Raw genomic sequence first — 22,683 nt, 5'->3', positions numbered from 1 at the left:
GCTGGGCGTATGCGTTACGGGGTGCTGGGGCCGCTCGTCGTCCGGGGTGGGGACGGGGAGGCCGTCGCCGTGGCCGGGGCGCGGGTACGGATGTTGCTGGCGCGGCTGCTGGTGGAGCCGGGACGGGCGGTGGGTGAGGACCGGCTCGTGGCGGATCTGTGGGGCGACGACGAGCCGCCCGAGCATCCGCGCAACGCCCTCCAGGGGCAGGTGTCCCGGCTGCGGGCCGCCCTGGAGCGGGCCGTGGGGCCCGGGGGGCGGGGGCTGGTCGTCCGGGACGCCGCCGGGTACCGGCTGCTGGTCGCGGCGGGTGAGGCCGATACCGCGAACTTCCGCGAACTGCTGCGACGGGCCCGGGCCGAGAACGATCCGGGGGTACGGGAGCGGCTGCTGACCGACGCCTTGGAGCTGTGGCGCGGGGACGCCTTCGCCGGGTACGCGGACCAGCTCTGGGCCGTCGCCGCCGCGCGGCGGCTGGAGGAGGAGCGGCTGACGGCCGTGGAGGAGCGGCTGGCGCTCCGGGCCGATGCGGGCGGCGGGGTCGTCGCCGAGGTGGCGGCCCTGGTCGCCGCGCACCCCCTGCGGGAGGGGCTGCGCGTGCTCCAGTTGCGGGCCCTGTACCGGGCCGGGCGGCAGACCGACGCCCTCGCCGCGTACGAGGAGTACCGGCGGCGGCTGGACGAGGAGCTGGGGCTGCTGCCGGGGCCCGAACTCGACGCACTCCAGCGGGCGATCCTCCGGCACGATCCCGGGCTGGTGGCGGGAGGCGGACCGGTTGCCGGGGGCGGCGGTAAAGACGACGCCCTCACGGCCTCCGACGCCCCTGCGGTCTCCGCCGCCCTCGTCGGCGGGCTGCCCGCGCCCGTCGCCCGGCTCGTCGGCCGCGACGCGCTGGTCGCCGAGGTCACCGGACTGCTGGCGGATTCGCGGCTGGTGACCCTCACCGGGCCCGGCGGTGTCGGCAAGACCCGGCTCGCCCTGGAGGTGGGGCACGCCGTACGGGCCGGGTTCCCCGGCGGCGCCCGGCTCGTGGAGCTGGCGGGCGTCGGGGCCGGGGGCGGCGCCGACGCCGTCACCTCGGCCGTCACCCGGGCCCTCGGGCTGCGGGAGTCGACCGTCGACGGACTCTCCCACGCCCTGAGCGACCGCCGCGTCCTGCTCGTCCTCGACAACTGCGAGCACCTGGTGGAGCCGGTCGCCGTCGTCGTCGCCGCCCTGCTGCCCGCCGCACCCGGGCTGACCGTCCTCGCCACCAGCCAAGAAGCCCTCGGGGTCGCGGGCGAGGCGACCCGTACCGTCGAACCGCTGCCGGAGGCCGACGCCGTACGCCTCTTCCTGGCCCGGGCCGCCCTCCCCGCCCCCGACGCCGGGACGCTCACCGCCGTCGCCGCCCTCTGCCGGGGCCTCGACGGCATCCCCCTCGCCCTCGAACTCGCCGCAGCCCGCGCCCGTACCCTCGGCGTCCACGGGCTGCTGGCCCGGCTCGACGACCGGTTCACCGTACTGAGCGGACTGCGCGGACTGCCCGCCCGGCAGCGCACCCTGCGGGCCGTCGTGGACTGGAGCTGGGAGCTGCTGACCGACCCCGAACGGCGCGTCCTGCGACGGCTCTCCGGCCAGGCCGAAGGGCTCGGCCCGGACGCCGCGCGAGCCGTCTGCACCGGCCCCGGCGTGCCCCCGGAGGACGTACCCGAACTGCTGGAACGCCTGGTCGACCGGTCCCTCGTGGTCCTCGCGGACCGGGCTGACGGGCCCGTGTACCGGCTGCTGGAGTCCGTACGGCAGTACGCCCGCGAGCGGCTGTACGACGCCGGGGACGACGAGGCCGACGGCGTACGGCGACGGCATCTCGTCCACCACACGGACCTCGCGCTGCGCACTGCACCCCTGCTCCACGGCGCCGGGCAGCCCCGGGCCCTGGCGGTCCTGGACGGCGCGGACGCCGAACTCCGGCTCGCCCTGGAACACGTACTCGCCGACGGCGACACCGATCGCGCCCTGCGGACCGTCGACGCCCTCGCCTGGTACTGGGTGCTGCGGGGGCGGCCCGTGGAGGCGCGCGACCGGCTCGACCGGGCCCTCGCGCTGCCCGGCGGAAGCCCCGCCGGCCGCGCCAGGGCCCTGGTGTGGCGGACCGGGGTGGCCCTGATGGCGGGCGACGTCGACGGCGGCGCCGACCGGATCCGGGCCGCCCTCGCGCCCTATACGACGGGCGAGGCCGACGATCCCCACGGCCGGGCCCGCGCCCTGTGGTTCCTCGGCGCCGCCCAACTCGGCGCCGGGGACACCGGTACCGGGGAGGAACTCCTCGACCGGGCCGTGGCCGCGTACACCGCCCTGGGCGACGGCGATGGCGATGGCGACGGCGGTGACGGGTCCGCGGCGCGGTGGGGGACGGCCGCCGCGCTGAGCGTACGGGCCCGGCACGCCATCGCCCGGGGCGATCTGGCCGCCGCCCGCGCGGACGGGGAGCGCGCCGCCCGGATCTTCACCGACTCCGGCGACTCCTGGGGCCGGTTGCAGACCGTCTTCCCGCTCGCCACCCTCCACGAGATCGCCGGTGACTACGACCGCGCCGCCGCCCTCCACCACGACGGCCTCGCCCTCGCCGAACGGCTCGGCCTCGGCGTCGAGGCCGCCAAACGCCGGACCGGCCTCGGCCGGCTGGCCCTCCTCACCGGCGACCACGAAACCGCCCGCGACCACCACGCAAGCGCCCTGCGCATCGCCCGGGAGCAGAACTTCCGCTCCGGCGAGGCCGACGCCCGCCTCGGACTCGCCCTCGGGGCCCGCAGGACCGGGGAGTACGACACGGCCGAAACCCATCTGCGGGCACTGCTCACCTGGTTCGAGGACGCCGCCTACGGGCCCGGCCGCGCCCTGGTCCTGGCCGAGCTGGGGTTCGTCGCCGAGGAACGCGGCGACGCGGAGTCGGCGTACCTCCGCCATCGCGACGGGCTCACGGCCGCCCGCGAACTGGGCGACCCCCGGGCCGTGGCGCTGGCCCTCGAAGGGCTCGCGGGGGCGCACGGCCTGGGCGGCGATCCGGAGCGGGCCGCCGTGCTGCTGGGCGCCGCCGCCGCCGCGCGGGAGTCGGTGGGCGCCCCGCTGCCCGCCGCCGAACGCCGCGATGTGGACCGGGTGTCCGCCGCCGCCCGGACGGCCCTCGGGGAGTCCGCGTACACGGTCGCCTACGGGAGGGGCACGGCCCTGGTCGCGGCGGGGACGGACGGGCCGGGCGGGACGGACGAGGCATCCGGGATGGACCGGGCGGCGGCGTACGCGGTCGTCCGCACCGGTCGGGGTGGCGCGCCGGCTTCCGGGCTCACAGCCCCCGCTTCCGGGCTCACAGCTCCCGTTGGAACTCCAGCGACCGGTGAGTGAATCGGTAGCCCAGCCGATCGTTGACCCGGCGCATGGCGTGGTTCGTCCCGGCCGTGTCGGTGACCAGACCGGGCGTGCGGGGCGCCGCTGACCGGGCGTGGCGGATCGACGCCGCCTTCATCCACAGGGCAAGACCGCGTCCCCGGTGCTCGGGCAGAACGCCCGTACCGTAATGGATCCCGTCCCCTTGGTTGTTGTCACCCGGCAGGACGAGTTCGGTGAATCCGGCGATCGAACCGTCGGAGACGTCGATCGCGGCGACCGTGTGCAGCAGCTCGCCGCGATCCTCGATCCGCCGGGCCACCGTGCGGACCCGTTCCTCGTCCCAGACGAGGGTCCCGAGGTCGGCGTCCTCCGTCGGCATGTCGTCCATGGCGCGGCGGGCGGCCGTGAACGTGGCCGCCAGGGCGTCCGGGACAGTGCCGGACCACGACGTCAGCCGGTAGCCGGGGGGTGCTCCGGCGACGATTCGGGCGAGCGCCGCCGGGTCCGCGTCGGCGAGCGGCAGCCGGGAGTGGAGCAGGGTGAGGGCGGCCCGGAAGCCCCGGGCGGCCAGGAAGGCGGCGCCCGGCGAGCCCGCGTCCGCCCCGGCGAGTACGGAGCTGCGGCCGTCCGCGCGGGCGGCGGCCAGGGCGTGGTCCAGGAGGCGCGTACCGGTACCGCGTCGGCGGCCGGCGGGTTCGACCTCGATCCGGAGTTCGGCGATCCGGCGTCGGCCGGGGTCGGGGAAGAGCCGTAGGGACGCCGTACCGCGAGGGGTTCCGTCGGCGCCGGTGGCCACCAGGGTCAGCCGGTCGTCATCGGGGGCGCCGGTGTCCGGCGGGGCGATCCGAAGCGAGTCGGCGGCGGCGTACGGGGTGGGTGGGAACGACAAGGGGGCTCCGTCGAGTAGTGGAGGAGAGGGCGGCGGCAGGGGATTCGGGCGTGTTGCCCCACTGAGTGTTCGTACGCATCTGCCGTACACCTCCTCGTCGACGGAACCGGCCCGGTGGAAGGACGCCCGGGCGGCGTGGGGACGGTACCGCCCGAGGGGCGGGCGCGCATCGGGATTTATCGGCGGCGCCCCAGGGCCGGGGCGGAGCGGGGCGGCGGCAAAATCGTTGGTGGAGAGCCGGGCCGGATCGGCACGGTGGAGTCCATGTCATCCGAACCCGCCGCACCCGGCGACACATCCCGGATATCCGCCCTGTCCCGACGGGCCGCCCCGCCTGCGACCGCCGGGCCGCCGTCCGGGACCGCCGGGCCGCCCGTCGCGGCGGGGGCGCCGCCCGGGACCGCCGGGGCGCCGCCCGGGCTCTGGCGGGACCGTGACTTCCGGGCGTTCTTCACCTCCGTCACCCTCAGTCTGCTCTCCACCAATGTCAGCTATATCGCGCTGCCCCTGATCGCGGTCCTCGCCCTCGACGCCGGACCGGGCCAGGTCGGGCTGCTGGCCACCCTCGGCACGGTCGCGTTCCTGCTGATCGGACTGCCCGCGGGCGCCTGGCTCGACCGGCTCGACCATCGCCTGGTGATGGTCTGCGCCGAGCTGACCCGGGCCGCGGTCTTCCTCTCCGTACCACTGGCCTGGGCGCTGGACGCGCTCACCCTCTGGCAGCTGTACGCGGTGGCGCTGATCGGCGGTTGCGCGATGGTCTTCTTCGACGTGGGGACGCAGAGCGTACTGCCGGGTCTGGTGGGGCCCGAGCGGCTGATCCGGGCCAATACGGCGGTGGTCACCCTTCACGCGGCAGGACAGGTCACGGGCCGGGGCGCGGGCGGTCTGGCGATCTCGGCCATTTCGGCCCCGCTCGCGGCCCTGGCCACGGGGTTTCTCCATCTGGCGTCGGCGCTGCGGCTCGTCACCCTCAAGAACTTGTCCGGTGGGAAGAAGTCCGGGGCTCCTTCGGGGACGCGGTCCGGGAAGCGGTCCGGCGGTGGGCCGTCCGGTGCCGACTCCGCCGGTACGGCGCCGGGCGCGGCCCGCGATACGGCGCCGGGCGCCCCGGCACCGAAGCGGCCGGGGCTCGCGGCCGAGATCGGGGAGGGGCTGCGGCACGTCCTGGGCCGCCCCGAACTGCGGGCGCTGGTCGTCATCGGGATGCTGACCAATCTCGGCGCGCAGCTGGTGATGGCCCTGATGCCGGTGCTGTTCACCCAGGAGTTGGGGATGTCGGCCGGGGTGCTGGGGCTGTTCTGGTCGGTGGCCGGGATCGGGGTCCTCCTCGGCGCCCGGCTGGCCCGGCCGCTGGGGGAGCGGTTCGGCTACGGGCGGACGATCGCCTGGTCCGGTCTGGTGTGCTCCCCGGCGGCCCTGCTGATCCCGCTGATCGACCGGGGCTGGTGGCTGGGTCTGGCGGCCTTCGGCTTGATGGTGGAGTGCGTCCGGGCCGGAATCTTCAATGTCCTCGGGGTCACCCTGCGGCAGAGCATGACCCCCGATCAGCTGCTCGGCCGGATGAACGCCACGTTCCGGTTCCTCTTCTTCGGGGCGCTGGCGGTGGGCGCGGGCCTGGCGGGGCTGATCGGACAGCTCGTGGACGTTCGCGCGGCGCTGTGGGCGGGTGCCGTGAGTGTGACGCTGGTCGCCCTGCCGGCGTTCATCGGGCTGCGGCGCGGCGCGTGGTGGCGGGGCGGCCCGCCGGTGAGCCGTACGGAACCGGCCGGACCGGCCGCCCCGACGGCCTCCGCCGACCGCGCGGGACCCGTCGCCGTGGCCGACCGCGCGGAACCGGCCGACCGCGCCGAACCGGTCGAACCGTCCCGACCGGCCGCCCCGGCCGACCGCGCCGAATCGGCCGAACCGTCCGGCCCGGCGGTATCACGGGATTAAACCCCGGTCGCACATGTTGTCGACTACATGCCCACTTCACAGCCACCCATCGGAGAGCCCGCCCCGCGCTCGTATCCTCGAACCATGACAGAAGACCAGGTCGGGCGGCCCACCGCCAACGCCATGCGCCGCGCCCTCAAGCGCGCCCGGGACGGAGTCGCGCTCGATGTCACCGAGGCGGCGGTGCTGCTCCAGGCGCGCGGCGACGACCTGGCCGACCTGTGCGCGTCGGCGGGCCGGGTCCGGGACGCGGGCCTCGCGGCGGCGGGCCGCCCCGGGGTCATCACATACTCCAAGAGCGTCTTCATCCCCCTGACCCGCCTCTGCCGGGACAAGTGCCATTACTGCACCTTCGTGACCGTCCCCGGCAAGCTCCGCCGGGACGGCCACGGCATGTTCATGTCGCCGGACGAGGTGCTCGCCGTCGCCCGGCGCGGGGCCGAACTGGGGGTCAAGGAAGCCCTCATCACCCTCGGCGACAAGCCGGAGGACCGCTGGCCGGAGGCCCGGCAGTGGCTGGAGGCCGAGGGGTACGACTCCACGATCGACTACGTCCGGGCGATGTCGATCCGGATCCTGGAGGAGACGGGACTGCTGCCCCATCTCAATCCGGGCGTCATGAGCTGGACCGACTTCCAGAAGCTGAAGCCCGTCGCCCCCTCCATGGGCATGATGCTGGAGACGACGGCGACCCGGCTGTGGAGCGAGCCCGGCGGGCCGCATCACGGCTCGCCCGACAAGGAGCCCGCCGTGCGGCTGCGGGTGCTGGAGGACGCGGGCCGCAGCTCCGTGCCGTTCACCAGCGGGCTGCTGATCGGGATCGGCGAGACCTATGAGGAGCGGGCCGAGTCCCTGTTCGCCCTCCGCCGGATCTCCCGCGCCTATCACGGCATCCAGGAGCTCATCCTGCAGAACTTCCGCGCCAAGCCGGACACCGCGATGCGCGGAATGCCGGACGCGGAGCTGGACGAGCTGGTCGCCACGGTCGCCGTCGCCCGGCACATCATGGGCCCGGACGCCTGCCTCCAGGCCCCGCCCAACCTGGTGGACGGCGAGTTCGCCCGGCTGATCGCGGCCGGAATCGACGACTGGGGCGGGGTCTCCCCGCTCACCATCGACCATGTGAACCCGGAACGGCCCTGGCCGAGGATCGACGCCCTCGCCGAGCAGTCCGCCGCCGCCGGGTTCCGGCTGGCGGAACGCCTCTGCGTCTATCCCGAGTTCGTCCGGCGCGGCGAACCCTGGCTGGACCCCCGGCTGATGCCCCATGTCGACGCCCTGGCCGACCCGGCGACCGGACTGGCCCGGCCGGACGCCCGCCCGGCCGGACTGCCCTGGCAGGAGCCCGACGAGAGCTTCACGGCGACCGCCAGCGGCCGGACCGACCTGCACCGCACCATCGACACCGAGGGCCGCACCGGCGACCGCCGCGACGACTTCGACGAGGTCTACGGGGACTGGGAGGCGCTGCGCGAGGCCGCCGCGCCCGGCATGGTCCCCGAGCGGATCGACACCGACGTCCGGGAGGCGCTGCGGACCGCCGACGACGACCCGACCCGGCTCACGGACGCCGAGGCCCTCGCCCTGCTGCACGCGGACGGCCCGGCGCTGGACGCGCTCACCCGGATCGCCGACGAGCTCCGCCGCTCCGTCGTCGGCGACGACGTCACCTATGTCGTCACCCGGAACATCAACTTCACCAATGTCTGCTACACCGGCTGCCGGTTCTGCGCCTTCGCCCAGCGCCGTACGGACGCCGACGCCTACACCCTCTCCCTCGACCAGGTCGCCGACCGGGCCGCGCAGGCATGGGACGTGGGCGCGGTCGAGGTGTGCATGCAGGGCGGCATCCATCCCGACCTCCCGGGCACGGCCTACTTCGACATCGCCCGCGCCGTGAAGGAACGCGTCCCCGGGATGCATGTCCACGCCTTCTCGCCGATGGAGGTCGTCAACGGCGCGTCCCGGACCGGGATGTCGATCGAGGACTGGCTGACGGCGGCCAAGGAGGCGGGCCTCGACTCCGTACCGGGGACGGCCGCGGAGATCCTCGACGACGAGGTCCGGTGGATCCTCACCAAGGGCAAGCTGCCCGCCGCGACCTGGATCGAGGTGATCTCCACCGCGCACCGGCTGGGCATCCGCTCCTCGTCCACGATGATGTACGGCCATGTCGACCAGCCCCGGCACTGGCTGGGCCATCTGCGGACCCTGGCCCGGATCCAGCAGGAGACCGGCGGCTTCACCGAGTTCGTCACCCTGCCGTTCATCCACACCAACGCGCCGGTCTATCTGGCCGGGATCGCCCGCCCCGGCCCCACGGTCCGGGACAACCGCGCGGTGACCGCGATGGCCCGGCTGCTGCTCCACCCGCATATCACCAACATCCAGACGAGTTGGGTCAAACTGGGTGCGGAGGGCGCGGCGGAGATGCTCCGCTCCGGCGCCAACGACCTGGGCGGGACCCTGATGGAGGAGACCATCTCCCGGATGGCGGGCTCGCGTTACGGCTCGTACCGCTCGATCAAGGACCTGGTCGCGATCGCGGAGCTGGCGGGCCGCCCCGCGAAGCCGAGGACGACGCTCTACGGCGAGGTGCCGGAGGAGCGGATCCGTACGGCGGAGGGCTCGGACGGGCACCTGCCGAAGCTGCTGCCGCTGGCGGCCGAGTGAGCGGATAGCCGCCCTCGGCGGTACGTACGGCCGGGGGTGCCCGGGCTCCCGGTCTTCCGGGCCCGGCCCGCTTCCGGCTCGTGCCGCCCGGGTCCGGCCTCCGCCCGGCGGGGCCCGGCACCTCGGTGGAGTCCGGCCTCCGCCCGGCGGAGCCCGGCGCCTCAGCGGAGTCCGGCGAAGAACACCCCCAGGTCCGCCGCGAGTACGTCCGGCGCCTGCATGGCGATGAAGTGATGGGTCTCGGGGTTGTCCAGCGGCCAGTGGACGATCGTGTTCTCCCGCTCCGCCAGCCGGCGGATCGCGCCCGCCCCGCTGTAGACCCCGGTCGGGACCGCCTTCTGCCCCTTCGGCCAGCCGAAGTCCGTGGAGTCGTACATCGGCCAGGACGAGGAGCCGAAGGTGCCGGTGAACCAGTACAGGCTCACATTGTCCAGGAAGAGATCGCGGTCGATCGCCTCCTCCAGCGGCTTCCCCGACGAGTTGAACTCCCGGAACTTCTGAACCATCCAGGCCAGCGCCGCGACCGGCGAGTCCTGCCAGCCGTAGGCGAAGGTCTGCGGCGCCGCGCGCAGCAGGGCGTGGTGGTCCACCCCGTTCATCCACTCCGCCGACGACAGTTCGGCGAAGACCGCCCGCTCCTCCTCCGTCAGCTCCGGGACGTCCTCCGCCGTGGGGAAACCGAGTCCGCCCAGCACATAGACGCCGATCACGGACTCCGGGGCGGCCACCGCGACCCGGGGCGCGATATAGGCGCCGAGGTCGCCGCCCTCGACGCCGTACCGCCGGTAGCCCAGCCGGGCCATCAGCTCCGCCCACATCCCGGCGACCCGGTCCGTGGTCCAGCCCGTGGTGCTCGGCGGCGCGGAGTAGCCGAAGCCGGGAGCGGACGGTACGACGACATGGAACGCCCGGTCCGGATCGCCGCCGTGGGCGCGGGGATCGGTCAGCGGACCGATCAACTCGGCGAACTCCACGAACGAGTTCGGCCAGCCGTGGGTCAGCAGCAGCGGTACGGCGTCCGGCTCCGCCGACCTGATGTGCAGAAAGTGGATGTCCTGACCGTCGATCTCGGTCATGAACTGCGGGAAGGCGTTCAGCCGGGCCTCCCGCAGACGCCAGTCGTAGCCGTCCCGCCAGTACTCGGCCAGCTCCCGGAGCAGACCGACGGGGACGCCCCGGTCGCCGTCCGCCTCGCCCGGCAGCGGGGCGGCCCAGCGGGTCCGGGCCAGCCGGTCGCGCAGATCGTCCAGTTCGGCCCGCGGAACGTCGATCCGGAACGGCCGGATTGCCTCGTTCCCGGCCGACTCCGACTCCGACTCCGCCGTCGCCGCCGTGCCGCGGTCCTTGCTCATGGCTTCTCCTTCTGCGCCGTACGGTCCACCGGATCGCCGTGGGGTTCCCGGCGACCGGTACGACCGTAGGAGCCGTATAGGCCAAATCACGTCCTAGACGGGACGGGGCCGGGGGTTGTCCACAGCCCCTGACGCCGTTCGGGCCCGGCTGGAACACTGAGGCGCATGAGCGGCGGGTCGCGACGGCGGGGCACGGGCACGGGAATCGGGCGGGACGGGACGGCGGGGGAGGTGCGGCGGGTGCGCGAGGACGGATCGGTGGAACTGGTGGGCAGGGAGCGGGAGCTGCGGCTCTTCGACGACCGGTGGCACGGCGACGCCGCCGCCGGCCGGCACCGCACCCTGTTCCATCTGCACGGCGTCGCGGGCGTCGGAAAGTCGTCCCTGCTCCGCCGGTTCGCCACGGCCGCGCGGGAACGGGACGCGCTCACCGCCGTCCTGGACGACTCGGCGACCGGGGTGCCCGAGGCCCTGGCCGGGATCTGCGCCCAGTTCGCCGCCCGTGGCGCCCCGCTGAAGGCCCTGGAAAGACTGCTGGAGACCTATCGCCAACGGCGGTACGAGGCCGAGGCCGCCGCCCTCCCAACCGAACCCGGTCCCGGCGCCCCGCCCGAGGCACCCGGCGTGCCCGGCGGCCCGCAGCCGTCCCCCGGGCTGGTCACCGCCGCGCAGATCGGCGTCGTCGGCCTGGGGACCGTACTGCCGGTCGCCGGAATCCTCGACCCCGTACGCCTCGCGTCGAACGCGGGAGAGCTGCGGTCCGTACTCAGCCGCCGGTTCGGCAAACCGGAGGACGTCCAGCTCGTCCTCGACCCGCCCGGGGCCCTCAGCCCCGTCTTCACCGCCGAACTGGCCCGGGTAGCCGCCCGGGGCCGCCGGATCGCCCTCTTCTTCGACACCTACGAGCGCACCGGCCCGTTCCTGGACCCGTGGCTGCGCAGACTCGTCGCCGAGGAGCGTTACGGGCCGCTGCCCGACGGGACCGTGATCACCACCTCCGGCCAGCGCGCCCCCGACCCCGCCGTCTGGGCCGACCACGCCGGGCTCGTCACCGACGTCCCCCTCTCCCCCTTCACCGAAGCCGAGGCGAGGCTGCTGCTCACGGCGAAGCGGGTGGTCGACGAGGACGTGGTACGGGACGTGCTGCGGCTCTCCGGCGGACTGCCCGTCCTGGTCTCCATGCTCGCCGAGAACGCGGGACGGCCCGACGGCGTGCCCGACCCCAGCGCCACCGCCGTCGAACGGTTCCTGCGCGGGGAGACCGACCCCGACCGGCGGGCCGCCGCCCTCCGGGGCGCGCTGCCCCGCCGCCTCAACGAGGACATACTGCTCGTCGCCACCGGCCGCGACCCCGAAGGACCGGACGCCGACACCGCCGACTTCGCCGCCCCGTACGGGTTCGACACCGCCGGGGAGGCGTCGGCCGCCGGACTCTTCGACTGGCTCGGCCGCCAGCCCTTCGTCAGCCACCGCGACGGCCACGCCCGCTACCACGACGTCGTCCGCGACCCCATGCTCCGGCTCCAGCGCACCCGTTCCCCCCGGCGCTGGCGGACCGCCCACACCCGGCTCGCCGACGCCTTCGCCGCCTGGGCGGCGGAGGAGGTGTACGGGGAGGTGCCCGACGGCCCCCGGACCGGCGACGCCCCCGACACCGGCCCCGACGAAGGACTGTGGGCCGTCGACGCCTGGCGGTCCGCCCGGATCGAGGAGACGTACCACCGGCTCTGCGCCCGGCCGCGTACGGCGCTCCCCGCCGCCCTGCGGGACGGCGTACTCGCCGCCGAGGAGTCCGTCACCTGCGCCCGCCGCTGGGCCGGGGCCGTCGCCGACGCGGGCGCCGACACCGACGACGCGGCCCTGCGCGAACTCGGCGCGCACTGCCTGGCCGCCGTCGAGGACGAATCCCGGCTGGCCGTCGCCCTGATCGGGGTGATACTCGGCCGGGCCGAGACCGACGACACCACCCGCCGCCGCGCCCTCCTCGTCCGCGCCGACGACCACCGGGGACTCGGCCACCACGACGAGGCCCTCGCGGACTACCGGCTCGCCATCGCCCTCGGCGACGACTCGCCCCGCACCCGCCACGAACTGGGCGAGACCTATCGGGTCGGCGGACGGTACGAGGAAGCCCTCGCCGAATACGCCCGGGTCCTGGCCCACGACCCGGACACGATCCCCACCATCGCCAGCGCCGCCTACGCCCACTACAAACTGGGCCGCCACGACGAGGCGCTGACCGGCTTCGACCGGGCCGTCGCAGCCCGCCCCCGCTATACCTGGGCGCTGCGGATGCGCGCCGAGGTCCGCAACGCCCTCGGCGACCGCGAAGGCGCCCTCGCCGATGTCACCACCGCCCACGACATCTCCCCCGGGGCGCCGTGGGCCGTCGGTGCCCTGGCCGAACAACTCCGCCGACTCGGCCGCCACGAGGAGGCCGTGACCCACTTCGACCGGGCGATCGAACTCGACCCCGACTACGCCTGGGCGTACGGCAGCCGGGCCATGTCCCACCGCGCCCTCGGCGACACCGCGCGGGCCCTCGCCGACCTCGACGGCGCCGTCGCCGTCAAACCCCGCTACACCTGGGCGCTGCTGCGCCGGGCCGAGATCCACTACGAACAGGGCGACACGGACCGGGCCCTGGCCGATCTCGACCGGGCCCTCGACCTCAGCCCCCAGTACGTCGGAGCCCTCCTCCTCCGCGCCGAAATACACCGCGAACAGGGCGATACGGACCGGGCGCTGGCCGATCTCGACCGGGCCGTCGCGACCGGGCACGCCGAAACCGCGACCCTGGCGCGCCGGGCCCGCCTCCATCTGGAGCGGGACGATCCGGCCGGGGCGCTCGGCGACATACGACGGCTCATCGGCCTCGGGGACACCGCCGGGGCCTGGGCCGTACTGGCCGATCCGGCGCTGGACGCAATACCGGAAGCACGCGCCCTCGTCCATGGGCTCACGGGAGCGGACAGGGGCTCAGGGGCGTAAGGGCGGAGGCCCCGGCGGCTCCCGGCCCGCTCGTTCGATTACAGTGCTTCGCCGGGCGGCCCGTCACGGAACCGCCCCATCCGGACAGGTCGAGGGCGACGTCGAAGGGGACGCGAGGTGAGTGCGGTGGCCACAGGCGTCTGGGGGCGTGCTGAGCAGCAGGATTTCCGGTCCCGGGTACGCGGCGCCCTCCTCGGCGCCGCCATCGGGGACGCCCTCGGCGCGGGCGTCGCCCGGCTCGGCACCGACGAGATCCGTGCCGCGCACGGCCCCGACGGGGTCACCGACCTGGTCCCCGCGCACGGCCGCCGGGGCGCCGTCACCGCCGTGACGCAGCTGACCCTCTTCACCGTCGACGGACTGATCCGTGCCCAAGTACGCCGGGACACCGGCGCCTGGCATCCACCGACCGACGTCCACCGCGCCTACCTCCGCTGGGCCGCCACCCAGCGGGACTGGGGCCCCGACGAACGCCGCGCGGACAACGGCTGGCTGGCGTGCGAGGAATGGCTCTACGTCCGCCGCGACCCGGACAAGGCCAGCCTCCTCGGCCTCGGCGACCAGCTCATGGGCACCCTCGACGCCCCCAAGAACCCCACCGCCGACGACGCCGGGGCGCTGGCCCGCTCGGCGCCGTTCGGGCTGCTCGTGGGCTGGGAGCCGCAACTGGTCTGCCAACTCGCCGTGGAGTGCGCGGCCCAGACCCACGGCCACCCCGTCGGCTATCTCGCGGCCGGCGCGTACGCGGTGATCGTGCACGGCCTGGCGCGCGGCGAGACCCTGGACTCATCGGTCGAACGGGCGGCGGCCCAGATCGTGCCCCGCCCCGGGCACGAGCCCGTCACGGAAGCGCTGACGGCCGCGCTGGGCGCCGTACGCCAGGGCGTTCCCGGCCCCGAACGGGTCGCGGCGCTCGGCGACGGCCGGCGGGCGGACGGCGCGCTGGCGATCGCGCTCTACTGCGCGCTGGTCGCCGAGGACATCCGGCACGGACTGCGCCTCGCGGCCGACCACGACGGCCCGTCCCAGGCCACGGCGGCCCTCACGGGCGCGCTCCTGGGCGCCCTGCACGGCGAGACGGCCCTCCCCCCGGCGTGGCTCGCCGAACTGGAGGGCCGCCCGACGGTGCTCGAACTGGCCGACGACTTCGCGATGGAGATGACACAGGGCCCGGCGCTCCACGGCCCCACGTCCGCCTCCCCGGCCTGGCTCACCCGCTACCCCCGAGCCTGACCCCTCCGGGGCGGCCAGGGGACCTTTTGGGGCGCGGGTGCCCCCGGCCACCGCCGGGCGGCGGGCCGCATAGATCCCCGGGCCGCCGGGACGCGTACGGCTCCCGTACGCGGGATCCGGTCCGCGGACTGTGGTGGGCCGGTCGCGCAGTTCCCCGCGCCCCTAAGAACCCTCTTCTGAACGCTCTTGCGGGGTCACGGCAATCTTCGGGAGAGTGCCGTGATCCGGCAGCTGGAGCGTCAGCGGCCCCACCACGCGGTGGAGGTGTCGCGGAGGGTGTTCGTACCGCAGTGGACCTCCCCGCTGCCCAGGTGGTACGGGTAGTAGTCGTCGATGTACGAGACCTTCATGCCCGCCTGCGCGTACGCCGCCGTCACCGCCTCCGTGAAGATGTCCTTCCCGTCGACGACCGGACCCCACTGCTTCGGCGCCAGGTAGCGGTCGTTCCCCAGCACCACACCATTGATCGCGCCGGGTATCCACGCGCTCGTCGGCTCGGGAGCCGCCGCAGCCGAGCTGCGGCCGGACGCGGTGCCGGACTTCTTCGGCGACTTGCCGAGGATGTCCAGGAACGTGGTGGACGCGCCCGTACGGGCCAGCCGGGGGCTGTCCGCTGCGGAGACCCCGGGCCACTTGCTCGCCCGGCTGTACAGCGCCGGGACCTTGATGATCTCGGCGTCCGTGACACCCGTCTCGCGCTTCAGGATCGCCACGTTCTCCGCGATCTTCCGCGCCGCCAGGGCGTTGTCCTCGCGGTGCTGCGCCGAGGCCAGCGTCTGGTCGATGGTGTCCTTGGGCACGGGGAACGTGCCCGCCGGACGGGAGAACAGCCGCTTGGCGCCGTGACCGGCCGCCTTCGCGTCCCGCAGCAGCTTCAGACCGCCCTCGGGGTCGGCCACCGCCATCCGCCAGCCGCGAGGCGTGTCGGCGGGCAGGAACTGGACGAACTCGTCGACATGTCCGACGTGCAGCCAGCCGGTGTCCAGCAGCAGCGGGTCCTGAAGGCCCTGCGAGGCCAGCATGGTCCGCAGCGACTTGGCGGGCTTCTCGCCGGTCGCCGGGAACTGGCCCTGGATGATCCGCCCGGCCGGGTACGACTTCCCGTTGTGGGCGTGCGGCGGAATGGTCTCCAGGTTGCCCATGGAGTCCAGGGTGCCGCCGGAGTCGGTCCCGTAGGCGAGCTGGACGCCGCCGACCCCGGGCCCGCGGAGCTTGGTGAAGACCTCGCGGCCCGCGTCACGCCACTCCTGGACGGACCGGATCATGATCCGGATCGACTGGCTCTTCCCGCCGGGGCCGGTCATGCCGACATAGCCGGGCTCGAAGAAGTCCTGGGCCCAGACGTCGTTGAACTCGCCGCCGGTGAAGGTGCGGGGGGCGGGCAGGTTGGCCGCCTTGGCGTGCTCGGTCAGGTCGGCGACGAACTTCTGCTGCGCCTTGGCGCCGGGGTCGGTGCCCTTGACCTTGGTGACGAGCAGTTCCTGGGCGCGCTGCGCGTGGTGGTGCGTCAGCAGCGGCGCGACCCGGAGGGTGACGTCGTCGCTGGTGGTACGGCCATCGGCGGTGACGGTCAGCCGGACCACGGCCCGGCCGTCCCAGACGGCCCGGTCGCGGATGATGTCGCGGCCCTCGATGCCCAGTTCGACACCGGCCCGCAGTTCGGCGGCGGTGAGCTTCTGTCCGGGCAGGACGAGGCTCCACTTGCCGTTCCGCTTGATGTGCAGCCGGGTCTTGGTGAGTCCGGTGAGCACCTCGACCCGGCCGGTCGCGTTCGAGGCCAGTTCGGGCAGCGGCACGGTACGCAGCCTGGCCAGGTCCGCCGCGTCCTCGGCCCCGTTGACGACGGCGTCCTGAGCGTCGTTGCAGCTCGCGAGCCGGGCGTCGGAGAGGGGCTTGCCGAGGGGGCTGGTGGCCTTGCAGCGCTTGGAGTCGTCGTCGAGGTTGGGCAGGAAGACCGCGCCGCGCGCGGTGGTCCAGGTGTCCTCGCCCGCCGTGTCGGTGGTTCCGGTCAGATCCACCGTGCCGTCGCGGTCGACGTCGGCACGGAGATCGGCGGTCGGCGGACCCGCCGCGTGTACGGGCGCCGACACGGTGCCCGTGGTCAGCAGAACAGTGGCCGCGGACACGACGAGCGCTGCGCGTCTGCGGTGGATGATGCGCACGGGGGTTCCCTTCGTGGTGAATCGTCGGTCGCCACAAAAGATGCCCGAAAGCGCGTTTGAGTTGCCGGTTGTTTCATTTCACGCCGAAAGAGGGCGCGTTTCGTCCGCTTCGTATCTTTAAGGGCGCGGTACGTCCCGCCCCGGGCCGGGATCCGGTACGGCCCCGGCGTGCTCCGGAGGCGTACCGTACGCACCCGGCACCCTCGGCGGCGGACCGGGCGCGGCGGCGGACTCGGTCGAACCGGCGAGCCCGAGACCGGCGGTGGCGACCACCGCGGCGACGACGGCGAGCAGACGTTTCACGGACGATTCCCCCTTGTCGAACCCCGTCGGGCCCCGATGGACCCCGCCGGTTCCCCGTATGCGGAGGGCAGGGCGGCGATCACCCGCCGCCGTACGATGCGCTCCGCAGCGCCGCCGGTCCCGTTCCCCCCGGACTCGCGGCGCCACCGCCAGTCTGGGCGGCGGCCGGGCGCCCTCTCAACGGCCCCGGTCGTCCCGGACATGTCCCGGATGGTCCACCCCCGCCGCCCCGCCCGTACGCAACCCGTCCCCGGGCCTGTGGACAACCCGGCTCGGCCTGACCCGAGTTGGCTAGCATCGCGCCATGGATGCCACAGCCGTCACCGTCCGGATCGCCTCAGGTGTCCTCGCGCCCCTCGTCAGAAAGCTGTTCGTGCCGGGTGTCGCGGGGGCCGGGCTCGTCGACGCGCCCGTACGGATGGCACGGCTGGTCTCCTTCACCGGCGAGCAGTCCGGGCTCGGCGAGCGGAATCTGCGCGCCCTGGCGACCGTTCTGGTCGACCGGGCCGTCGAGGAGCGCGGCCCGCACGAGGCGATGCCGCATTTCGTCCGGGTCCAGCTCACCGAGGCGCTGACCGTCGCCCTCCACAGCCTCGGCGATCTCGACATGGACGACGTCCAGGCCGTCCGGCTCGGCCCGGAGGGGCTGGCCGCCCGGCTGACCCGGCCCTCGGCCATGGCCGAGGAGACCGAGGCGTACTTCGACCCCCTCCTCGAAACCGCCTGCCTCCATATCGTCAACTTCTTCACCACCCGCTCCGGCTTCGTCGCCCGCACCCTGGTCGAGCAGACCCGGGCCGTGGAGCGGCTGATCGCGACCATCGATCTGCTGGTCGAGCGGATCCCGTCCCGGCTCGCCGAGGACACCCGCTTCGAGGAGCAGTACGCCCGCCACATCCAGCGGAAGTACGGCGAGCTGACGATCTACGGCCTCGACCTCAACCACGCCCGGGAATGGCCGCTGGACGCCGCGTACATCTCCCTGGAGGCGACCGTCCCCGGTCTTGACGCCCTGCCCGTGCCGCTGCCCGCCGAGCGGGCCCTCTCCGGCCGGGACCGGGTCCTGCTGCGCGGACCGGCCGGCTCCGGGAAGACGACCCTGGTGCAGTGGCTGGCGGTCGCCACCGCCCGGCAGGACTTCGGCGAACTCGGCGGACGGCTGAGCCAGCTCGTCGGCCGGGTGCCGTTCGTGCTGCCGCTGCGCCGGGTGATGCGCGACGGTGAGCCGCCGACCCCGGACGCCTTTCTGCACTCCGTCCGCAGTACGGTCGCGGGCGGCCAGCCGCCCGGCTGGGCGGACCGGGTGCTGCGGGCCGGCCGGGCCCTCCTCCTGGTCGACGGCATCGACGAGATCCCCCGGCGGGAGCGGGAGACCACCCGCCGCTGGCTGCGCGAGCTGATGGCCGAGTTCCCGGCGAACCTCTGGCTGGTCACCACCCGCCCGTCGTCCGTCGGCGACGGCTGGCTCACCGGCGAACGGTTCGCCGAGCTGACGCTCTCCGCGATGCGGCGGACCGAGGTGGAGCGCTTCGTCCGCCGCTGGCACACCGCCGCCGGAGCCGGGGACGACCGGGCCGACGCTCTGATCGACGCCATCCACACCAATGACGACCTGGGCAGGCTCGCGGTCAATCCGCTGATGTGCGGACTGCTCTGTGCCCTCTACCGGGAGCGGCGCGGCTATCTCCCGCAGGGCCGGAAGGAGTTGTACGAGGCGGCGCTGCGGATGCTGCTGGAGCGGCGTGACGTGGAGCGCGGCGTACTCACCGAGAACGAGCTGCGGTTCTCCACCGACACCAGCATCGTCCTGCTCCAGAAGCTGGCCCACTGGATGATCCGCAACAACCGCTCGGAGATGTCCCACGAGGACGCCCTGGGCCAGCTGGAGCGGACCCTGAGCCATATGAGCCATGTCCGGGAGACCCCGGAGCGGGTGCTGCGGCATCTGATCGAGCGCTCCGGGCTGCTGCGGGAACCGGCCGTCGGACGACTCGACTTCGTCCACCGCACCTTCCAGGACTATCTGGCCGCCAAAGCTCTGGTCGACGAGGGCGACTTCCCCCTGCTGCTGGACAACGCCCTCAACGACCAGTGGGAGGACGTCGTCCGGATGGCGGTGGCGCTGGCCAGACCCGCCGAGCGGCGCCGGATCATCGAGGGCATGCTGGCCGGTGCCGTCGTCAAGCCCGGCGTCCGCTCCCGTGGGATACGGGCGCCGCTGCTCGCCGCCTCCTGTCTCGACCAGGCCGTGGAGATCTCCCCGGACGTCGAGCAGGCGGTGCGGGGCCTGGTGTCGGAGCTGCTGCCGCCGTCCAGTACGACCCTCGCCCGGATGCTCGCCGAGGTCGAGGGATCGCTTGTTCCCCGGATGCTGCCCGGCCCCGAAGGGCTCACCGACGACCAGGCCATGCATGTGGTGACGACGGCGACCCTGATCGGTACGGATCCGGCGCTCTCGGTCCTGGTCCGCTACCGGAACCATCCGGCCTGGCAGGTCCGGCGGCAGCTGGCCTGGTCCTGGGACCGGTTCGACACCGAGCGGTACGCCCGGGAGATCATCGCCCATCTCGACCCGCACAAGCTGTACTACACGGCCCGTGGTGTGGATCATCTGAAGGCGCTGAAGGAGCTGGGCGGCCGGGCCCGGATCCAGATCGCCGGGCCCTACCACCCGGACGATCTGGTGGACCATCTCGACCCCGGGCAGCTGACCCATCTCTGGCTGCGGGAGGGCTATCTCCATCTGGGCCGGCGCTGGCTCGACGCCTTCCCCCGGCTGCGGATCCTGGTCCTCCCCAAGGGGGACGATCTGCTGCCGACGGCGCTGCCCTCGGACCTCACGGTGCTGCACGGCCCGGACGCCGATTTCTTCCGCCCGGAGGCCACCCCGCTTCCCGCGCCGCGCGCGGAAAGGGCCGAGCCCCCTCGGCCGGGACGGCGGACCAGTCGAGAGGGCTCTTGAGCACGGCGACGCGCGGGTCGCCGGGGGACGCGGCGGGGATCAGCCCGCCGTCAGCGCACCCCGGCCGACCTCGGTGACGAACACATTCCACGCGTCGGGGACGAACGTGATCCGGGCACCGGCGGGGACCTTGGAGTCCCGGACGGCGATCTCCGCCACGACGGGGGACTTCACCTCGACGCAGGCGCCGTTGCCCCCGGAGTACGACGACTTGGTCCAGGTGTCGGTGGCGCCCTGAATGATGGCCATTTTGGCTCCCGCTTCAGCAGTTCCGGCAAGTAAGGGACCGAGCACCTCACGCGCCCGGGAAGCGGTGCCTCCCGGCCCTCCGTTGACGTTTGTTGGTGCTTTGTTGGTGAATCGTTGACGTCTTCGACGCTACTCGCCGGAACAGGACCACGGGGCACGCATTCACCCGGTCGGATGGCATCTGCCATCCGACCCTTCCGTGATGCGGTGAGGGGCGCTATCTTTCCGCCCCTCCCGATGCGGGTGCCGAATTTCCCGCCCGAACGGGCGGGAACTCGGCGTCATTCAGCCGTGCGGTCGTGCGGTCGTGCGGCCGTTTACCGGGATGGCCGTCACAGCTGACGCGCGTACTGCTTGGCCATGTCCTCGATGAACGTACGGGACTGCTCGGCGCCCAGTGCCTGCGCCCGCAGATGCTCGTACATCACGATGTACTTCTGGACGTCCGGCCCCTTCTCCAGATACAGATCGCTGGTGACGCCCTCGATATAGACGACGCTGGAGTCCGCCGCGTCGGGGAACTCCAGGATCGCGTACTGGCCGTTGATCCCCGGATGCGCGCCCATGTCGAACGGCAGTACCTGCACCGTCACATGCGGCAGCTGACCCATCTCGATCAGATACTCCAACTGCTCCCGCATCACCAGCGGACTGCCGATCACCCGGCGCAGCACCGCCTCGTCGATCACCGCCCAGAGCCGCAGCGGCTGATCGGTGTCGCGGACCCTCTCCTTGCGGCGCATCCGGACGTTGACCCGTTTGTCGACCTCCACCTGACTGTTCTCCGGGGCCGCGCCCGCGACCACCGCCTCCGCGTACGGCCTGGTCTGGAGCAGACCCGGCACGATCTGCGGCTCGTACACCCGCAGATTGGCGGCATCGGTCTCCAGACCGATGTACACGCTGTACGGGATGTCGCCGAACGCGTGCCACCAGCCCTGCTGGCGGGAGTCCTTCGCCATCTGCATCAGCGATTCGACGACCCGGTGGTCCTCCACCTCGTACACCCCGCAGAGATCGCGGACGTCGCGCTGACTGATCGAGCGGCGGCCGTTCTCCAGACGGCTGATCTTCGACTGCGAGACGAGGAGACGGTCGGCCACCTCCTCCGCCGTCATCCCTCTGTGTTCCCGGAGCCGGCGCAACTCCTGGCCCAAACGGCGGCGCCTGACGGTGGGATTGACGTTGGATGCCATGGAACAGCACCTCCGACTGAAAGTAGCCGAGCGTATCTACTGCTCAGCAGATTGCCACCTGTGACGGGGTGTGCGGGGGGAATTGGCCACACGCATACCCGGTGCGATAAAAGCGCGTCCGGCCCCGGAGCGGCGAATGGGGTCCGTATCCGGGCAGCGGAAAGCACGGGACGGCCGTCGGCGCGTCCCGCGCTTCCCCGCGCGGCTGCCGTACCGGCGGTCCGGGATCCGGCGGACCCCGTCACGGCGGTGCGTACGCGTACGCGGGTGCCGCCGCGCGGTGTCCTGATCCACCGCGCGGACGGCGAAGAGCGATCTCCGGGCGCCCGCCCTGAATGCGGGCACCGGTGGTACTGCTGCCGCACGGCAGCCCTGCGGCGCCGTACGACGGTCGCGTGCGACACGGAGTCACCAGCGGACCCGGACCGCCCCGAGGCGGCCCTTACCCGGGTGGGTCAGTGCGCGACGGCCCGGGCCATACCGGAACGGCGCTGCGGCATCGCGACGCTCGCGTTCTGCCGACCGCCGCCGCCCGCCGCGCCCGGCGCGCGCCGCGGTTGCGCCGCCGCACCGTTCTGGACGTCCATCACGGCATGCGCCACGAGACCGCCCATCGGGTCGTGCCGGATCAGATCCCGCAACCGGGACCGAGACGAACGGCCCTCGTTACCGGGGTAGAGATGCTTGCCCAGACCCACCGCGTGGGCCAGCGCGGCCAGGGCCGCGGTCCGTGGATCCGGTGGTACGCCGGTCCGGATCGCGCTGTCCAGCCGGGCTCTGATGTCTCGGCTGATCGCCGTGTCCGTCGCCTGGTAGCGAGTTGTCGGCAGTACGCCGCACATCTGACCGGCGACGGCGTGAACCATGCCGCACCGCTCCAGATGTGCGAGATAGATCTGACGCAGCCCCAGCCGGGGCCCGCCGATCCAGTGGACCGCCCGGACCGGACTGCCGCGGCGTCGCAGCAACTCCAGTGCGGAGTCCAGTGTCGGATCTCCTGTCGGCCGTGGCATCACCACGGCGATACGATCCCCGTCTGGGGCTATCCGTCCCGCCAGAGCCAGCTCTACTAGCTGCGCTCCGGCAAGGCCGAGGTCGAGTGACTGCGGCTGCGCTGTGGTACCCGTGGTCGGGTCCAGAGCGAGCAGCAGCAACTCCTCCGGAAGTGTTCTGCGGCTCCTGCCCATCCATGCCTCCCCGCGTGGATGAATGACAGGGTGACCCCTCTCACATTGGTCTGTCGAGAGCGCCTGAGTGCTTTGTACGGGAACCGATAGGTATGTCGTTCTCGTCTAGGGGCGGGGGACGTGTTCTCACACTGGACACTGAGAGATGGTTCGGACAACACGGGCCCCGGCTGGGCGTA

13 protein-coding genes are annotated in these 22,683 nt (G+C 73.4%); 6 read left to right on the top strand and 7 right to left on the bottom strand.

Going from position 1 to position 22,683, the window contains the following annotated elements:
- The first annotated feature begins 9 nt into the window (after positions 1-9).
- Positions 10-3,384 (top strand): BTAD domain-containing putative transcriptional regulator, encoded by a 3,375-nt coding sequence (locus tag AB0G74_RS04055; RefSeq protein WP_361140360.1) that lies wholly within the window; start codon positions 10-12, stop codon positions 3,382-3,384.
- Here AB0G74_RS04055 and AB0G74_RS04050 read toward each other — a convergent pair.
- Positions 3,347-4,258, bottom strand: a complete 912-nt coding sequence (locus tag AB0G74_RS04050) for a GNAT family N-acetyltransferase (RefSeq protein ID WP_361140358.1) — start codon at positions 4,256-4,258, stop codon at positions 3,347-3,349. The genes AB0G74_RS04055 and AB0G74_RS04050 overlap by 38 nt on opposite strands.
- A 264-nt stretch (positions 4,259-4,522) precedes the next feature.
- Between AB0G74_RS04050 and AB0G74_RS04045 the strand changes: the two genes are divergently transcribed.
- Entirely contained in the window at positions 4,523-6,196 is a 1,674-nt protein-coding gene (locus AB0G74_RS04045; protein ID WP_361140355.1) for an MFS transporter, read from the top strand.
- An 84-nt stretch (positions 6,197-6,280) separates the two neighbouring features.
- Positions 6,281-8,869, top strand: a complete 2,589-nt coding sequence (locus tag AB0G74_RS04040) for a bifunctional FO biosynthesis protein CofGH (RefSeq protein ID WP_361140352.1) — start codon at positions 6,281-6,283, stop codon at positions 8,867-8,869.
- 161 nt (positions 8,870-9,030) lie between these two features.
- Here the strand turns inward: AB0G74_RS04040 and AB0G74_RS04035 are convergent, their stop codons facing one another.
- Positions 9,031-10,221, bottom strand: a complete 1,191-nt coding sequence (locus tag AB0G74_RS04035; protein WP_361140349.1) for an epoxide hydrolase — start codon at positions 10,219-10,221, stop codon at positions 9,031-9,033.
- 240 nt (positions 10,222-10,461) lie between these two features.
- Between AB0G74_RS04035 and AB0G74_RS04030 the strand changes: the two genes are divergently transcribed.
- On the top strand, positions 10,462-13,212 hold the full coding sequence (locus AB0G74_RS04030) for a tetratricopeptide repeat protein (RefSeq protein WP_361140346.1): 2,751 nt from the start codon (positions 10,462-10,464) through the stop codon (positions 13,210-13,212).
- Between the two features lie 117 nt (positions 13,213-13,329).
- On the top strand, positions 13,330-14,445 hold the full coding sequence (locus tag AB0G74_RS04025; RefSeq protein ID WP_361140343.1) for an ADP-ribosylglycohydrolase family protein: 1,116 nt from the start codon (positions 13,330-13,332) through the stop codon (positions 14,443-14,445).
- A 239-nt stretch (positions 14,446-14,684) separates the two neighbouring features.
- Here AB0G74_RS04025 and AB0G74_RS04020 read toward each other — a convergent pair whose 3' ends face one another.
- Entirely contained in the window at positions 14,685-16,607 is a 1,923-nt protein-coding gene (locus AB0G74_RS04020; protein WP_361140340.1) for a protein-arginine deiminase domain-containing protein, read from the bottom strand.
- A gap of 117 nt (positions 16,608-16,724) precedes the next feature.
- Positions 16,725-16,910, bottom strand: coding sequence for a hypothetical protein (locus tag AB0G74_RS04015; RefSeq protein WP_361140337.1), 186 nt, complete (start codon positions 16,908-16,910; stop codon positions 16,725-16,727).
- A gap of 304 nt (positions 16,911-17,214) precedes the next feature.
- On the opposite strand from AB0G74_RS04015, the gene AB0G74_RS04010 reads away from it, so the two are divergent.
- Entirely contained in the window at positions 17,215-19,872 is a 2,658-nt protein-coding gene (locus tag AB0G74_RS04010; RefSeq protein WP_361140334.1) for an NACHT domain-containing protein, read from the top strand.
- A 39-nt stretch (positions 19,873-19,911) separates the two neighbouring features.
- Here the strand turns inward: AB0G74_RS04010 and AB0G74_RS04005 are convergent, their stop codons facing one another.
- From AB0G74_RS04005 to AB0G74_RS03995, 3 genes are all read right to left on the bottom strand, one after another.
- Positions 19,912-20,121: a DUF397 domain-containing protein gene (locus tag AB0G74_RS04005; protein WP_361140331.1), complete on the bottom strand. Its 210-nt coding sequence runs from the start codon at positions 20,119-20,121 to the stop codon at positions 19,912-19,914.
- A gap of 332 nt (positions 20,122-20,453) precedes the next feature.
- Positions 20,454-21,317 carry a helix-turn-helix transcriptional regulator gene (locus tag AB0G74_RS04000; protein WP_358825631.1) on the bottom strand — a complete coding sequence of 288 codons (864 nt, stop codon included), beginning with the start codon at positions 21,315-21,317 and terminating at the stop codon, positions 20,454-20,456.
- Between the two features lie 455 nt (positions 21,318-21,772).
- A complete protein-coding gene (locus AB0G74_RS03995; protein WP_358825630.1) occupies positions 21,773-22,504 on the bottom strand; it encodes a GPP34 family phosphoprotein in 732 nt (243 codons plus the stop codon).
- Positions 22,505-22,683 lie beyond the last annotated feature (179 nt).

Source organism: Streptomyces sp. NPDC020875 (genome assembly GCF_040641415.1).
Classification (GTDB): Bacteria; Actinomycetota; Actinomycetes; order Streptomycetales; family Streptomycetaceae; genus Streptomyces.
The sequence above is the reverse complement of the archived record's forward strand: the minus strand, read 5'-3'. Positions and strand labels throughout refer to the sequence as shown.

Bases quoted from the DNA above. Each gene is read 5' to 3' on its own strand.
- AB0G74_RS04035 (WP_361140349.1), bottom strand. From the start codon at position 10,221: ATGAGCAAGGACCGCGGCACGGCGGCGACGGCGGAGTCGGAGTCGGAG.
- AB0G74_RS04010 (WP_361140334.1), top strand. From the start codon at position 17,215: ATGGATGCCACAGCCGTCACCGTCCGGATCGCCTCAGGTGTCCTCGCG.
- AB0G74_RS04055 (WP_361140360.1), top strand. From the start codon at position 10: ATGCGTTACGGGGTGCTGGGGCCGCTCGTCGTCCGGGGTGGGGACGGG.
- AB0G74_RS04040 (WP_361140352.1), top strand. From the start codon at position 6,281: ATGACAGAAGACCAGGTCGGGCGGCCCACCGCCAACGCCATGCGCCGC.
- AB0G74_RS04005 (WP_361140331.1), bottom strand. From the start codon at position 20,121: ATGGCCATCATTCAGGGCGCCACCGACACCTGGACCAAGTCGTCGTAC.
- AB0G74_RS04045 (WP_361140355.1), top strand. From the start codon at position 4,523: ATGTCATCCGAACCCGCCGCACCCGGCGACACATCCCGGATATCCGCC.
- AB0G74_RS04000 (WP_358825631.1), bottom strand. From the start codon at position 21,317: ATGGCATCCAACGTCAATCCCACCGTCAGGCGCCGCCGTTTGGGCCAG.
- AB0G74_RS03995 (WP_358825630.1), bottom strand. From the start codon at position 22,504: ATGGGCAGGAGCCGCAGAACACTTCCGGAGGAGTTGCTGCTGCTCGCT.